Origin of the sequence: Rhodococcus parequi (genome assembly GCF_046042785.1) — a bacterium.
GTDB classification, from domain to species: domain Bacteria; phylum Actinomycetota; class Actinomycetes; order Mycobacteriales; family Mycobacteriaceae; genus Prescottella; species Prescottella parequi.
Genome location: NZ_JBDLNV010000002.1, coordinates 41,803 through 56,958 on the forward strand (window position 1 = coordinate 41,803; position 15,156 = coordinate 56,958).

The following is a 15,156-nucleotide window of genomic DNA, read 5'->3' on the forward strand; positions in this document are numbered from 1 at the left end:
GTAAGGTGCCGCTCATGACGCCACGGCAGCCGAGTCTCGTACGCGCCGCGCCGTCGTTGTACAGCCTGCTGCTGGCCGTGCTGATCGTCGGCCCGCTGCTGGGTCCCGGCTATCTCCTGCTCCGCGACGCGGTGAGCACGCCGCGGTCGTACGTCACCGACTCCGCGCTGGGTCTCACCGACGCGGCCGCCCGCGCTGTGCCGCAGGACTGGTTGATCGCGGTGCTGAGTTCCGTCGTCGACGGCGGCGTCGTGGTGAAGGCGATCCTGCTGGCGGCGCTGTGGTCGGCCGGGTGGGGCGCGGCCCGGATGGTCGCGACCCTGCTGCCCGGCGTCGGGCTCGGTGCACAGCTCGTGGCCTCGTCGGTGATGCTGTGGAACCCGTACGTGGCCGAGCGTCTGCTGCAGGGACACTGGAGCCTGCTCACCGGGTACGCGGCGCTGCCGTGGGTCGTGTGTGCGGGCGTCGCGATCCGGCGCGGACGGCCGGGCGCGTGGTGGGCGCTGACGCTGTGCCTGGCGGCGGCCGGGCTGACCCCGACCGGCGCGATCCTGGCGGCCGTGGTCGCTCTGAGCGTGCTGGCCCGCCCGGCTGCCCGGAACCGTGGCCCTGTTCCTGGCCGCGTCGGCGCCGTGGCTGACGGCGACCGCGCTGTCCGGGGGCGGCGGGGCGTCGGATCCGGCGGGTGTCGCGGCGTTCGCGGCCCGCGCCGAGCCCGGGCTCGGCACCCTCGGCAGCCTCGCCGGGCTCGGTGGGGTCTGGAATTCGACGGCGGTACCCGGATCGCGGACGTCGCTGTGGGCGCTCGTCGGCACGGCGGCGCTGCTCGCCGTCGTCCTGTGCGGGCTGCCCGCGCTGTGGCGGCGACGCCGCCACCCCGTGATCGTCGCGCTGGCCGTGCTCGCGCTCGTGGCGGTGCTGCTGCCCGCACTCGGCGCGACCGGCTGGGGACTGGCGGTCGGCGAATGGGCCGTCGTGCACGTGCCCGGGGCGGGCCTGCTGCGCGACAGCCAGAAGTGGGTGGCACTCGCCGCGCCGCTGTACGCGTTGGCCGCGGCTGCCGGGGCGCGGGCGCTGTCGTCGCGGGTCTCGCTGCCCGGCGCGGTGCCCGTCGCCGCGATCGTCGCGGTCGTGCTGGCGCTGCCAGACCTGGCGTGGGGTGTCGGCGGCGCGCTGAAGCCGGTGCAGTACCCGGCGGCGTGGAACCGCGTCGCGCAGCAACTCGAGCTGTCGAAGGAAGCGGGCGACGTCGCGGTGCTGCCCGTCGGCATGTTCCGCAAGTTCCCCTACAGCGGCGATGCGCCCGTCCTCGATCCCGCGCCGCGGATGCTGCCGCGCGACGTGCTGCAGACCGGGCAGCTGGTGGTGGGTCAGGCGTCGACCGTCGGCGGTGAGGGGGCACGCGCGACGCGCGTCGAACAGTTGCTGCTCGCCGGCGCCGGTCCGCAGTCACTCGTCGACGAGCACGTGCGGTGGGTGCTCGTCGAGCGCACCAGCCCCGGCCCGGTCGGTGACTCGCAGCGCACCCTGGACCAGCTCGAGCAGGTCTTCGTGGACGACGAACTGGCGCTGTACCGGGTTCCGGGCGGCATACCGCCGGATCCCCGGGAGGGACGCGGTGAGGCCCTCGCCGCACACCTGCTGTGGGCGGCGCTGCTGGTGGGCGGCGGGCTAGGCGTCCTGCAGGCCGGGCGTCGGCGTCGTCGCGGTTTCGATGCCGGCGATGAGCCCCGACAGGTGCCGTCCCGCGGCTGACGCCGCCAGCACCGCATGCACGCCGGCCGCGGTCTGCTCCCACGAGAACTCGTTCGCCCGCAGCCGCGCCTTGCGGCCGAGGTCGGCGCGCAGTTCCGCGTCGAGCAGCAGCGATTCGACAGCCGACGCCAGCGCCGGAACCGCGCCCGCCTGGTCGGCAACCGAGTCGCCGCCGACCAGCAGTCCGGTGACCCCGTCGATGATCGAGTCGGTGAGTCCCTTGGAGCTGCGGTAGCCGACGGTGGGGACGCCGTGCTGCGCCGCCTCGATCACCGCGAGCCCCCAGCCCTCCTTGCGGGACGGCATCACGTGCACCCACGAGCGGGCGAGCAACTCGTGCTTACGGTCCTCCGGGACGTGGCCGTGGAAGGTGACGGCGTCGCCGATGCCCAGTTCGTGGGCGCGCTCGCGCAGATTCTGCTCCCACCAGCCGCCGCCGATGACGTCGAGGTGCAGCTCCGGGATGGTCCGGCGCAGCTGCGCGACGGCGGCGAGGGCGTCTTCGATCTGCTTGTGCGGCACCAGCCGGGACAGCACGCACACGCTCGGGTACGCCGTGCGGGTCTCGTCGCCGCCGGGTTCGACACCGGCGGGGATCGCGTCGGCGCCGTTGCGCACCACGGCGATTCGATCCCTTTCGACACCGAGGTCGGTGAGTTCGTCGGCCGACGGCAGCGACACCGTCAGGTACTGGCTGTCGCGGTGCACGCGCGGCGACAGCCAGGATTCGATCCACCAGCCGACGCGTCCCATGAGGCGTCCGGCAACGGGCCACTGCTCGCGGTGGCAGTGGTGAACGAGCACCGTGACCGGGGCGCCGGTGACCGTGCGCGAGAAGAAGGGGATGCCGTTCTGGGTGTCGATGACGGCGTCGGGGCGCAGCCCGGCGAGCGGGCCGAGTCCCAGACGTCCGGCGACGATCGCGCCGAGCGCCCGTGGGTACACGGTCAGCCGACCGCCGCCGCGCACGATGCGGATGCCGTCGACCGTCTCCTCGCGCGGGGCGCCCGGATAGCCGGCGGTGCGGAGGGTGACCGCGACGCCACGGCGGGCGAGGCCGGCCCCGACTTCCTCGAGGTACCGCTCGCTGCCGCCGCCCTGGGGATGCCCCGTGTCGCGCCAGCACAGCAGGAGAACCTCTCGCACGTGCGTGCCCCCTCACCGGCTCGGACGGTCGCCTGCGACACACCTTATCGGCTGGACGCGGCGCGCCCTACCGTCAAGTAGCGGAAACCGGCGAACGCGGCCGCGATATGTCCGATCGCTAAGGTTCCTCCCGTGACCAGCGCCCGACCGTCCGGTGTGACCCGCTACTTCGCCCGCCGCGCGACCCTGAAACGGTCGTTCGGACTCCTGAGCGATTTCCGGTACGAGCAGACCGACCCGGACCTGTTCTACGGCGCGCTCGCCCGCGACTCCGTCGAGTTGATCGGCGACCTGTATCGCGGGCACACCGAGCGAGACCTCACCGGCACCACGGTGCTCGACGTCGGCGGCGGCCCCGGCTACTTCGCGGACGCGTTCGGCAGGGCCGGCGCCCGGTACGTTCCCGTCGAACCCGATCCGTCGGAGATGCACGCGGCCGGGCTGAGCGTCGGCGACTCGATCCGCGGGTCCGGGCTGGCGCTGCCGATCCGCTCCGACGCCGTGGACGTGTGCTTCTCGTCGAACGTCGCCGAGCACGTCGCGCAGCCGTGGGTGATGGCCGAGGAGATGCTGCGCGTCACCAAGCCCGGCGGGCTCATGGTGCTGTCGTACACGCTGTGGTGGGGGCCGTTCGGCGGGCACGAGACCGGGCCGTGGCACTACCTCGGCGGCGAGTATGCCGCCCGCCGCTACCAGCGCAGGACGGGCAAGGAACCGAAGAACCGGTTCGGCGTCTCCCTGTTCGACATCGGCGCGAAGGACGGGCTGCGCTGGGCGAAGACGCAGACTGCCGGCGACGTCCTCGCCGCGTTCCCGCGCTACCACCCGCGCTGGGCGTGGTGGATGGTGAAGATCCCGGTGCTGCGCGAACTGTTGGTCAGCAACCTGGTCCTCGTCGTTCGCAAGCGCTGACCCACCTCTCGCGTTTTGCGCACTTATCGCCGAATTCCGGGCCGCCGCGGCGCGACAAGTGCGCAAAACGCGGGAAGCCGGGGCGGGGTGCGCCGCTAATCTCGAATCCATGACCGCACTCGCCCTCGACGTCGGCGGCACCAAGATGGCCGCGGCGCTCGTGGGCACGGACGGCCGACCGTACGACGTGCGGACCATCCCGACACCCGAGTCCGGCGTGTGGGACGCGTGCGCGGCACTGCTCCGCAAGGTTGCGGGCGACGCGACGGTGACCGGCATCGGCATCGCCTCCGCGGGCCCGGTCGACATCGCGTCCGGCACCGTCGCACCGGTCAACATCGCCGAGTGGCGCGAGGGTTTCCCGATCGTCGACGCTGTCGGCGCGCTGTTCCGGTCGGCGACCGTGCACCTCGCACTGGACGGCGCGGCCGCGGCACTGGCCGAGCACCGACTGGGAGCGGGCCGCGGAACCCTGGACCTGCTGGGTGTCGTGGTGTCCACGGGCGTCGGCGGCGGGCTGATCCGCGGCGGACGGATCGACAGCGGACGCACCGGCAATGCGGGCCACATCGGGCACATGGCGGTCGCGGGCGGCGACGAGCGCTGCGGCTGCGGCGCCGTCGGCTGCCTCGAGACCGTCGCGAGCGGGTCGGCGGCGCTGCGCTGGGCGCGGGGGAACGGTTGGACCGGCGCGACGGGCGCCGACCTGGCCGTCGACGCCGAACTGGGCGAGCCCACCGCGGCCGCGGCACTCGAACGGGCCGGCGTCGCGCTCGGTCAGGCGTTCGCGGCGGCGGCGGCCCTGCTCGACGTCGACCTCGTCGTGGTCGGCGGCGGCTTCGCGCAGTCCGGGCCGGCGCTGTGGGAGCCGATGACGGCGACAGCGTCCGCGCACGCCCGGTTGTCGTTCCTGAGCGAACTACGGTTGACCCCCGCCGAGCTCGGGGTTCTGGGCACGCTCACCGGCGCCGGACTGCTCGCGATCGACGCCGTCTGACCTGTCGATCACCCCTCACCTATTCCCACTCGCTGTAACGTGTTCTAGTGTGACCCAGGGCACTCCACAAGAGCGAGGATGAACTGATGACCGACTACGACAAACTCTTCATCGGCGGACGATGGGTCGCGCCGGCCACCGACCAGCGGTTGGAGGTGTTCTCCCCCGCCACCGAGGAGCGCGTCGGCAGTGTTCCCGTCGCGGCCCCCGCGGACATCGACGCCGCCGTCGGCGCGGCGCGTGCTGCGCTCGAGTCCGGCGCGTGGGCCGAGACCACTCCCGCGCAGCGCGGCGAGATCCTCGCCAAGGTCGCCAAGCTCATCGAGGAGCGCAGCGCCGAGCTGATCTCCACCATTTCCGACGAGATGGGTGCGCCCGCGTCGGGCGTCGAGACGATGCAGAAGATCATGTCGCTGGCGACCCTCAACTACTACGCCGGTCTGGCCACCGAGTTCGCGTGGGAGGAGACCCGCAACGGCGCGTTCGGCCAGACCAAGGTCTACCGCGAGCCGGTCGGTGTCGTCGGCGCCGTCATCGCGTGGAACGTCCCGCTGTTCCTCGCGGTCAACAAGCTGGCCCCGGCTCTGCTCGCGGGCTGCACCGTCGTCCTCAAGCCGGCGCCGGAGACCCCGCTCAACGCGAACATGCTCGCCGACATCTTCACCGAGGCCGGGCTGCCCGAGGGCGTGCTGTCGATCGTGCCGGGCGGGGCCGAGACCGGCGAGTACCTCGTCTCGCACCCGGACGTCGACAAGGTCACGTTCACCGGTAGCACCGCCGTCGGCCGCAAGATCGGCGCCATCGCCGCCGAGGGGCTCAAGCGCTGCTCCCTCGAGCTCGGCGGCAAGTCGGCCGCGATCCTGCTCGAGGACATGGACGTCGCCGCCACCACGCCGATGCTGGTGATGTCGGGTCTGATGAACTCCGGGCAGGCGTGCGTCGGCCAGACCCGCATCCTGGCGCCGCGCTCGCGTTACGACGAGATCATCGAGGCCATGATCCAGTTCGCCGGATTCATGCCCGTCGGCATGCCCGACGACCCGGCCGCGCAGCTGGGCCCGATTATCACCGAGAAGCAGCGCGACAAGATCCTCGGCTACATCGAGAAGGGCAAGGCCGAGGGCGCGCGCGTCGTGCTCGGCGGCGGCGTCCCGGCCGGTCTGGAGAAGGGCTGGTTCGTCGAGCCGACCATCTTCGCCGACGTCGACAACTCGATGACGATCGCCCGCGAGGAGATCTTCGGCCCCGTCCTGTCGGTGATCCCCTACGACACCGTCGACGAGGCCATCAAGATCGCCAACGACTCGGACTACGGCCTCGCCGGTTCGGTGCACACCACCGACATCGAGAAGGGCCTCGAGGTCGCGAAGCAGATCCGCACCGGCACCTACGCCATCAACTGGTACGCATTCGATCCGGGATCGCCGTTCGGCGGCTACAAGAACTCCGGAATCGGCCGCGAGAGCGGACCGGAGGGACTCGAGGCGTACTGCGAGCTCAAGTCCGTCCTGATGCCCCCCGGCTACACCGGCTAGGCACCACCTTCTCCGTCGGGCGCGGCCCTCCGATCATCTCGGGGGCCGCGCCCGACGCGTTCGTCGGGCAGACGACGCCTCCCCCGCCTAGCCTGAGGCGATGGCGACGTCCCCCGAAACCACCGGCGGCGAGAGCACACTCACCGTCGTCGTGGCGTTCGTGGCGAATGCCCTGATCGCACTGGCGAAGTCGGTGGCCGCGGTGATCACCGGGTCGGCGTCGATGGTCGCGGAGGCCACGCACTCGTGGGCCGACACCGGTAACGAGATCCTCCTGCTCGTCGCCGATCGCCGCGCCCGCAAGGCCCCCGACGGCGGGCACCCGCTCGGCTTCGGGCGGGAGGCCTACATCTGGTCGCTGTTCGCGGCGCTCGGGCTGTTCGCGGTCGGTGCCGGGGTGTCGATCACGCACGGCATCCAGGAACTCGCGCACCCGCAGCCGGCGAGCGACTTCGGCGTCGCGTACACGGTGCTCGGCATCGCGTTCGTGCTCGAGGCCATCTCCTTCCGGCAGGCATTCAGACAGTTGCGCGGCGAGGCGCACGACGCGCACCGCGACGTCCTCGAGCATGCGTTGCTGACGTCGGACCCGACGGTGCGCGCCGTGTTCGCCGAGGACGCCGCCGCGCTGATCGGTCTGGTCATCGCGTTCGCGGGTGTGCTCGCGCACCAGCTCACCGGGTCGCCGGTCCCCGACGCGATCGGATCCATCGCGGTCGGCGTGCTGCTCGGCGTCATCGCGCTCGTGCTGCTCGACCGCAACCGCCGCTTCCTCGTCGGCGAGCCCGGCACCCCGGAACTGCGGTCGCAGGCGATCCGGAAACTGCTCACCTACGACGAGGTCGACCGGGTCACCTACCTGCGCATGGAGTTCCTGGGCCCGCACCAGGTGTACCTCGTGGCGAGCGTCGATCTCGTCGGGGACTACGCCGAATCCCGCATCGCACACACCCTGCGGGAGCTCGAGGACCGGATCACCGGCGAGACCTCCGCGGTCCGCCGGGCGGTGCTCACGCTCTCGACGGCGGAGGAACCGGACCTCACCGTCTGATCGTCTGACGAGGCCCGCCGCCGCGAGTAGAACTGGAAGGAGCGTGGCCGAAACGGACGGAGCAGCCGTGGATCCTCCCGACAGTGCGACTTCGCGAGACGCGGAGACGAGCGGCCGCCTCGAACCCGTCCTGCCGGAACGGCTCGGCTACCGGATCAAGTGCCGGCTCCTCGGCCCGCCGCTGACCAGCGCCCGCCTGCACCAGGAGCGGCTGTCGAAGACCACCGCGCTGGGAGTGCTCTCCCCCGACTGCATCTCGTCCTCGGCGTACGGACCGGAGCAGGTGCTGATCGAGCTGCTGCCGTTCGCCGCGCTCGCCGCGTTCACCCTGTTGTTGCCGATCACCGGGGTCATCCTCGTCATCCTGCTGTTGCTGACACTGTCGTACCGGCAGGTGGTGATGCTCTACACGCACGCCGGCGGCTCCTACGTGGTGGCCCGCGACAACTTCGGTCCCAAGACCGCCCAGATCGCCGCGGTCGCGCTGCTCATCGACTATGTCGTGACCGTCGCGGTGCAGTCGGCCGCCGGCACGGTCGCGGTGGTGTCCGCGGTGCCGGCACTGGGCCCGTACAGCCTCGAGATCACCATCGGCGCGGTGCTGCTGCTCGCGTACGGAAATCTGCGCGGGCTCAAGGAAGCCGGGCGCGCGTTCGCCTTTCCGATGTACTTCTTCGCCGTATCGATCGCGGTGGTGATCGTGGTCGGCGTGGTCCAGGCTCTCACCGGCAACCTCGACCGGGTCGACCCGACCACGCTCGACGGCACCGTCGACATCGCGCACGGCGACGGCCTGGTGATGGGCGCGACGGTGCTGGTGATCCTGCGCGCCTTCGCGAACGGCGGCACGTCGCTCACCGGACTCGAGGCGATCAGCAACGGCGTCAGCGCGTTCCAGAAACCCGAGGGCCGCAACGCCCGCCGGGCACTGGTGATCATGGCGTCGATCCTGGCGTTCCTGGTGTCCGGCGTCGCGCTGCTCGCGTACCTCACGCACGCCACTCCGTACGCGGCCGGCTACCCGTCGGTGATCAGTCAGGAGGCGCGGATCGTCTTCGGTTCGGGCCCCCTCGGCGGTGTCCTGTTCGTCGTCGTGCAGACGGCGACCGCGCTGATCCTGTTCACCGGCGCCAACACGAGCTTCAACGGTTTCCCCTTCCTGGCGAGTTTCGTCGCCGACGACGCCTTCCTCCCCCGCCAGCTCCGCCGGCGCGGGCACCGTCTGGTCTTCTCGAACGCCATCATCACGCTCACGGCGATCGCGATCGTGCTGCTGATCGCCACCGACGCCAAGGTCAATTCGCTCGTGCCGTTCTACGCGATCGGTGTCTTCACCGGATTCACGATGGCCGGGCTGGGCATGGCACGGCACTACCAGCGGACCAAGGGCCGCGGCTGGCGGCGCAACACGGCGCTCAATCTGGCCGCCGGAATCACGTCGGCGATCGTGGTGGGGATCTTCGCGATCGCGAAGTTCACCGAGGGAGCGTGGGTGGTGGTGCTCGTGTTCCCGACGCTCGTGTTCGTGCTGATCCGGCTCAACCGCGAGTACCGCGACGAGGCCGCCGAACTGCGCGAACTCGGGGACGCCGAGGCCGACGCGGAGGCCGTGTACTCGCACCACATCGTGATCGTCATGGTCGACGCGTTCGATCTCGCGACCATCGAGGCCCTGCGCTACGGGCGCAGTCTGCGCCCCAGCGAACTCCGCGCGGTGCACTTCGTGCTCGACAGCGCGCACGCCACCCACCTCACACGCCAGTGGGAGGCCAGCGATCTCCAGGTGCCGCTCGAGCTGATCGAATGCCCGGACCGGCGCCTCGGTCACGCGACCCTCGAGATGATCGCCCGCGCCCGCGCCGCGCGCACCGAGATCAGCATCCTGCTGCCCCGCCGCATCTACCGGTCACCGCTCGGCCGGGTTCTGCACGACCGCACCGCCGACCACATCGCCCGGATCGTCGGCGACCTCCCGCACGCCGTCGCGATCATCGTCCCCTACGACACCTCCAGCCGCCGGGGCGTCCTGCGCTCCCCGCCCCCGCCGCCTGCCGCGAGCTGAAGGGTCCGTTCATGCGCTGCGAGCGTGTGAACGGACCCTTCAGTTCTCGCGGCGGTGCCGCTAGCTGCCCGCGCCGCCGCCGATGGACCCGATCAGCGGGAGCAGGCTCGCGAGGTCGACCCCGGCCTCGAGCGCGGTGCTACCGAAAGCCAGTGCCGGGGAGAGGCTGCCGATGCCGTCCGGAACGATCACCACCTGCATCGAGACGCCGACGTTGCTCGGATCCAGGACCGAGTTCCACCCGCCACAGGTGCCCAGGAAGATGTACACACCCTCGTCGACCTGGACGGTCCTGGAGTTGCTGTTCGGCCCGGGGCTGAGCAGGCTGTTGCTCGCCGCCGGACCGATCCGGAGACCGGGAGCCGTGATGATCGAGACGAGCTTTCCGTAGTCCTGGGCGTTGTAGGCGACGAACGCGTCGAGGCCCTGCTGACCGTCGAGCAGGGCGGAGGTGCACGCGGTCTCGCTGAACGCGCCCTCGGCCTTCCTCGGGTTGGTGAGCGTCAATTCGAGGTTCTTGCCACCGAAATCGCCCTGCTCGGTCTCCAGTGTCGGGCCGGTGTACCGGTCCGCGGCGACCGCCGTCCCGGTTCCCGCGGCGGCGAGACCCACGACCATAGTGGCCGACGCCACCAGTCCCCCGACAACCCTCTGCACCCTGCGCACGTTCACGTCGCCCCTCCCATGTCGGATGTGACACCCCGACGCCGCACACGAATGCGACGATCGGCCCCATCCTCACATCGAGAAACGCTGCGCTACAGGGGAATGTGCGCGAAGGAACGATTCGTCCGGATTCCGGCGTCAGCCGAAGGGTCGGTTCATGCGCTGTCAGCGCACGAGGGCACCCTTCAGCGGCTCACCGATTGCCGCGGAAGCCGAGAAACTTCCGAACATAGGGGACGAGCCGGGTGACCGGCACGGTCCGCGGCCACGCGTCGGGGCGGAAGTATGCGTCCGAGCCACCGTCGACGAAGACGACGCTGCCGCACAGGAAGTCCGCGGCATCGGACAACATGAACACGACCCAGTCGGCGAGTCGACCGGCGTCACCGAAGCCGCCGACCGGCACCGGGAACCGCTTGATCATCTTGGCCTCGGCAGGCGTGGCCAACTGTTTCTCGAGCAGCGGCGTCATGATCGCGCCGGGCGCGAGCACGTTGAGCCGAATTCCGGCACCGGCCCAGTCACGGGTCACCGCATTGCGGCGGACCCAGCGGGAGACGGCGATCTTCGATCCGGCGTACATCATCGGCGCCGCGCCCTTGCCGAACAGTCGCACCGTGCGCGCGGCCTTGGGGACGTCGCCGGACAGCAGGGCTCGCACCGTGCGGCCCGGCACGGCGGGTGTCGTGGTCGTCGAGTTACTTCCGAAGACAACCACTTTGGCGCTGCCCGACGCGGCCAGCGCGGCGCGCCAGCCGTCGAGCAGTTCGACGACGCCCAGATAGTTCACGGACGCGATCAGCGGCAGCTTCTCGGCACCGGGCAGCGGCCCCACTCCGGCGGCCAGCACTGCGCCGTCCAGCGAGCCGTCCGCCCTCGACAGCACCTCGCGGATCGCGTGTCGGCGGCCGTCGGCGGTCGACAGGTCCGCGACGACGTCGGCGTCCTGGATGTCGACGCCGACGACCGTGTGGCCCGCCGCCGTCAGCTTGTCCACCACCGCGCGCCCCATGCCCGACGCCGAACCCGTGACCGCATAGACACCCATGAACACGCTCCCCACCCGACGGCACACCGGAACCGAGGACCGTCCTCGTGGGGCTGCCACCAAGATCGACACGGTACGCGCCCGGCCCCGAAAGCTGAAGGGTCCGTTCGTGCGCTGTCAGCGCATGAACGGACCCTTCAGCCGGAGAACTCGGCTCAGATGTACATCGCCGGGTCGATGTACGACGTCGGATCGACCAACTGCTCGTGCTGCTTACGCGGCCGCACCGCCGCCGGGATGCCCGTCGCGATGTGGTCGGACGGGACGTCGCGGGTGACGACGGCGTTGGCGCCGATTGCACTGTCGTCGCCGATCACGAGCGGGCCGAGGACCTTCGCCCCGGCGCCGATCGTGACGCGGCTGCCGATCGTGGGGTGCCGCTTGGCCTTCGCGAGCGAGCGGCCGCCGAGAGTGACGCCGTGGTAGATCATGACGTCGTCACCGATCTCGGTGGTCTCCCCGATCACGACGCCCATGCCGTGGTCGATGAAGAACCGCCGCCCGATCGTGGCGCCGGGATGGATCTCGACGCCTGTGAGGAACCGAGTGAACTGGGCCAGCACCCGGGCCGGACCGCGCAGTGCGGGCTTGGCCCACATCCGGTGCGCCACCCGGTGCGACCAGATGGCGTGCAGGCCCGAATAGACGACGGCGTTCTCGGCGTTGCTGCGCGCGGCCGGATCCTGGCCTCTTGCTGCCTGGAGATCCTCCCGGATCGTGCGCAGGACACTCACAATTCTCAGCCTCGGATGTGCTCGAAGAGCGGGGTGGAGATGTAGCGCTCGCCGAAGTCCGGCACCACGACGACGATGGTCTTGCCGGCGTTCTCCGGACGCTTGGCCAGCTCGAGCGCGCCCCACACGTTGGCGCCGGACGAGATGCCGCCGAGGATGCCCTCGTCGGTGCCGAGGCTACGAGCGACGCGGATCGCGTCCTCGAACTCGACGTCGATGATCTCGTCGTAGATCTCGCGATCGAGGACCTCGGGCACGAAGTTCGCGCCGATGCCCTGGATCTTGTGCGGGCCGGGCTGGCCGCCGTTGAGGATCGGCGAATCGGCCGGCTCGACGCCGACGATCGTGACGTCGGGGTTGTACTTGCGCAGCGTGCGGCCGGCGCCAGTCAGGGTGCCGCCGGTGCCGATGCCGGCGACGAAGATGTCGACGGTGCCCTCGGTGTCGGCCCAGATCTCCTCGCCCGTGGTCCGTGCGTGGACCTCGGGGTTGGCGGCGTTCGCGAACTGACGCGCGAGGACCGCGTTCTCGGTCTCGCCGACGAGCTCCTCGGCCTTCCTGACCGCGCCCGCCATGCCCTCGGCGCCCGGGGTCAGGACGATCTCGGCGCCGAACGCGCGCAGCATGACGCGACGTTCGGTGGACATCGTCTCGGGCATCGTCAGGATGACCTTGTAGCCGCGGGCCGCACCGACCATGGCGAGCGCGATGCCGGTGTTGCCCGACGTGCCCTCGACGATGGTGCCACCCGGCTTCAGGTCACCGGAGGCCTCGGCGGCATCGATGATCGCGACGCCGATGCGGTCCTTGACGCTGTTGGCCGGGTTGTAGAACTCGAGCTTCGCCACGACCTGGGCGCCGAGGCCCTCGGTGAGACGGTTCAGGCGCACCAGCGGGGTGCGTCCGACCAGCTCGGTGACGTTGTTGTAGATCCCCATGCCGGATCCTCCTCGCGGCCACGTCGGCAGCCGGGTCGATGTCTGTTGCTGTCAGGTTGGTTTATTGCACCATCATGCCGTGGACGGAACTTCACCGGGTCCACACAGGTACGAACGTATACGCACGTCGACAGTATTCCGGGGACCCGTCCTCCCACCATCACCCCCGAAACGACGAATGTCACATCGGTTCAGTCGAACTGAACCGATGTGACATTCGGTCGAAACCAGGGGGGATCAGCCCAGGCGCTGCTTCAGCGCCTCGAACTCGTCGCGGACGCCCGACGGCACCTTCTCGCCCAGGAACTCGAGCCACTCCTCGATGAGCGGGATCTCGGCCTTCCACTCCTCGACGTTCACGGCCAGAGCCTCGTCGACGTCCGCAGCCGCGACGTCCAGGCCGTCCAGCGTGAGGTCGGCAGCGGTCGGCACGAGACCGATCGGGGTGCTGACGGCGTCGGCCTTGTGCTCGATGCGGTCGATGATCCACTTGAGCACGCGGGAGTTCTCACCGAAACCGGGCCACAGGAAGCGGCCGTCGTCGCCACGACGGAACCAGTTCACGTAGAAGATCTTGGGGAGCTTCTCCGAGTCGGCGTTCTTGCCGAGGTTGATCCAGTGGTTCAGGTAGTCGCCGGCGTTGTAGCCGAGGAACGGCAGCATCGCCATCGGGTCGCGGCGCACGGCGCCGACCTTGCCCTCGGCGGCAGCGGTCTGCTCGGACGACAGCGTCGCGCCGAGGAAGGTGCCGTGCTGCCAGTCGAAGGACTCGCTGACCAGCGGAACCGTGGTCTTGCGACGTCCGCCGAACAGGATCGCCGAGATCGGCACACCCTGCGGGTCGTCCCACTCGGGGGCCAGGATCGGGCACTGCGACATCGGGGTGCAGTAGCGCGAGTTCGGATGGGCGGCGTTGGTGCCGGACTCGGGGGTCCAGTCGTTGCCCTTCCAGTCGATGAGGTGCTCGGGGGTGTCCTCGAGACCCTCCCACCACACGTCACCGTCGTCGGTCAGGCCGACGTTCGTGTACAGGGTGTTGCCCGCCTCGACCGTCTTCATGGCGTTGGGGTTGGAGGCGTGGTTGGTGCCGGGCGCGACGCCGAAGAAACCGAACTCCGGGTTCACCGCGTACAGGCGGCCGTCCTCACCGAAACGCATCCACGCGATGTCGTCGCCGAGGGTCTCGGCACGCCAGCCCGGGATGGTCGGCTGGATCATCGCGAGGTTGGTCTTGCCACACGCGGACGGGAACGCGGCCGCGACGTAGTAGTTCTTGTTCTCCGGCGAGATCAGCTTGAGGATGAGCATGTGCTCGGCCAGCCAGCCCTCGTCGTGGGCCATCGCCGACGCGATGCGCAGCGAGTAGCACTTCTTGCCGAGCAGCGCGTTGCCGCCGTAGCCGGAGCCGTAGCTCCAGATCTCACGGGTCTCGGGGAAGTGGGTGATGTACTTGGTGTCGTTGCACGGCCACGGCACATCGGCCTGGCCCTCGGCGAGCGGAGCACCCACGGAGTGCAGGGCCTTCACGAACGGGCGGTCCGTGCCCAGCTTCTCGAGCGCGGCCTTGCCCATGCGGGTCATGATGCGCATGGAGACGACGACGTACTCGGAGTCGGTGATCTCGACGCCCAGCTTCGGGTCGTCGGCGCCGAGGGGACCCATGCAGAACGGCACCACGTACATGGTGCGACCGCGCATGCTGCCGCGGTACAGGTCGGTCATCAGGGACCGCATCTCGGCCGGGGCCATCCAGTTGTTGGTGGGGCCGGCATCGATCTGCTTCTCCGAGCAGATGTAGGTGCGGGACTCGACGCGCGCGACGTCGGACGGATCGGAGTTGCCGAGGAACGAGTTCGGCTTCTTCTCCTCGTTGAGACGGGTGAACGTCCCGGCCTCGACGAGCTGATCCGTCAGACGCTCCCACTCCTCGTCGGAGCCGTCGGCGAAGACGACCCGGTCGGGCTGGGTCAGCTCGGCAACCTCGCGAACCCAAGCCAGCAGCTCGCTGTGCTCCGTGGGGGGCGTGCCGTCAGTTCCGTTCAGACCGGGAATGGTCGCTGAGGTCATCAAACTCTCCTGGGGTGGGGCCGGGAACCGGAGCGACCACATCAGCCCCGCAGCATGCGGGGCTGAGAGGTTGAACCGATTTCCCCCTCTCGGCGGGGTGCAGCCCGCCCACTCCGTCCCGCCCACGTACGTCACCGCGGACAACGAACGAAGGACACGGGTGCCGGGTGTCCTAGCTATAGAGGTTAACGCCGGGCGTCCGGGTTGGGGGAACCGGGTGTCGTCGGTTAGGTCACAGGAACGAT

At 70.2% G+C, this 15,156-nt stretch carries 11 protein-coding genes and 1 pseudogene; 6 read left to right on the top strand and 6 right to left on the bottom strand.

Features of this window, described 5'->3' with window-relative positions; genetic code table 11:
- The first annotated feature begins 14 nt into the window (after nt 1-14).
- Nucleotides 15-1,755, top strand: a pseudogene (locus ABEU20_RS04395) (hypothetical protein).
- On the opposite strand, the gene ABEU20_RS04400 reads toward ABEU20_RS04395, so the two are convergent.
- Complete coding sequence (locus ABEU20_RS04400; RefSeq protein WP_420163187.1) at nt 1,672-2,901, bottom strand: glycosyltransferase family 4 protein; 1,230 nt, start codon at nt 2,899-2,901, stop codon at nt 1,672-1,674. The pseudogene ABEU20_RS04395 and the gene ABEU20_RS04400 overlap by 84 nt on opposite strands.
- A gap of 156 nt (nt 2,902-3,057) precedes the next feature.
- Between ABEU20_RS04400 and ABEU20_RS04405 the strand changes: the two genes are divergently transcribed.
- The 5 genes from ABEU20_RS04405 (at nt 3,058) to ABEU20_RS04425 (ending at nt 9,458) form a co-directional block, all read left to right on the top strand.
- A complete protein-coding gene (locus tag ABEU20_RS04405) occupies nt 3,058-3,813 on the top strand; it encodes a class I SAM-dependent methyltransferase (RefSeq protein ID WP_420163895.1) in 756 nt (251 codons plus the stop codon).
- A 109-nt stretch (nt 3,814-3,922) separates the two neighbouring features.
- A complete protein-coding gene (locus ABEU20_RS04410; protein WP_420163188.1) occupies nt 3,923-4,810 on the top strand; it encodes an ROK family protein in 888 nt (295 codons plus the stop codon).
- Nucleotides 4,811-4,896: 86 nt separating this feature from the next.
- A complete protein-coding gene (locus ABEU20_RS04415) occupies nt 4,897-6,345 on the top strand; it encodes an aldehyde dehydrogenase (protein WP_420163189.1) in 1,449 nt (482 codons plus the stop codon).
- Nucleotides 6,346-6,445: 100 nt separating this feature from the next.
- Nucleotides 6,446-7,396, top strand: coding sequence for a cation diffusion facilitator family transporter (locus ABEU20_RS04420; protein ID WP_420163190.1), 951 nt, complete (start codon nt 6,446-6,448; stop codon nt 7,394-7,396).
- A 130-nt stretch (nt 7,397-7,526) separates the two neighbouring features.
- Entirely contained in the window at nt 7,527-9,458 is a 1,932-nt protein-coding gene (locus tag ABEU20_RS04425) for an APC family permease (RefSeq protein WP_420163896.1), read from the top strand.
- A 60-nt stretch (nt 9,459-9,518) separates the two neighbouring features.
- Here the strand turns inward: ABEU20_RS04425 and ABEU20_RS04430 are convergent, their stop codons facing one another.
- From ABEU20_RS04430 to ABEU20_RS04450, 5 genes are all read right to left on the bottom strand, one after another.
- Nucleotides 9,519-10,130: a hypothetical protein gene (locus ABEU20_RS04430; protein WP_420163191.1), complete on the bottom strand. Its 612-nt coding sequence runs from the start codon at nt 10,128-10,130 to the stop codon at nt 9,519-9,521.
- 187 nt (nt 10,131-10,317) lie between these two features.
- Nucleotides 10,318-11,172, bottom strand: coding sequence for an SDR family oxidoreductase (locus ABEU20_RS04435; RefSeq protein ID WP_420163192.1), 855 nt, complete (start codon nt 11,170-11,172; stop codon nt 10,318-10,320).
- Between the two features lie 155 nt (nt 11,173-11,327).
- Entirely contained in the window at nt 11,328-11,906 is a 579-nt protein-coding gene (gene epsC, locus ABEU20_RS04440) for a serine O-acetyltransferase EpsC (protein ID WP_420163193.1), read from the bottom strand.
- A gap of 5 nt (nt 11,907-11,911) precedes the next feature.
- Complete coding sequence (gene cysK / locus ABEU20_RS04445; protein WP_420163194.1) at nt 11,912-12,844, bottom strand: cysteine synthase A; 933 nt, start codon at nt 12,842-12,844, stop codon at nt 11,912-11,914.
- 237 nt (nt 12,845-13,081) lie between these two features.
- Nucleotides 13,082-14,911 carry a phosphoenolpyruvate carboxykinase (GTP) gene (locus ABEU20_RS04450; RefSeq protein WP_420163195.1) on the bottom strand — a complete coding sequence of 610 codons (1,830 nt, stop codon included), beginning with the start codon at nt 14,909-14,911 and terminating at the stop codon, nt 13,082-13,084.
- Nucleotides 14,912-15,156 lie beyond the last annotated feature (245 nt).

Excerpts from the sequence above, each read along its gene's own strand:
- ABEU20_RS04415 (WP_420163189.1), top strand. The coding sequence starts at position 4,897 with ATGACCGACTACGACAAACTCTTCATCGGCGGACGATGGGTCGCGCCG.
- ABEU20_RS04410 (WP_420163188.1), top strand. The coding sequence starts at position 3,923 with ATGACCGCACTCGCCCTCGACGTCGGCGGCACCAAGATGGCCGCGGCG.
- ABEU20_RS04435 (WP_420163192.1), bottom strand. The coding sequence starts at position 11,172 with ATGGGTGTCTATGCGGTCACGGGTTCGGCGTCGGGCATGGGGCGCGCG.
- cysK (WP_420163194.1), bottom strand. The coding sequence starts at position 12,844 with ATGGGGATCTACAACAACGTCACCGAGCTGGTCGGACGCACCCCGCTG.
- ABEU20_RS04420 (WP_420163190.1), top strand. The coding sequence starts at position 6,446 with ATGGCGACGTCCCCCGAAACCACCGGCGGCGAGAGCACACTCACCGTC.
- ABEU20_RS04450 (WP_420163195.1), bottom strand. The coding sequence starts at position 14,911 with ATGACCTCAGCGACCATTCCCGGTCTGAACGGAACTGACGGCACGCCC.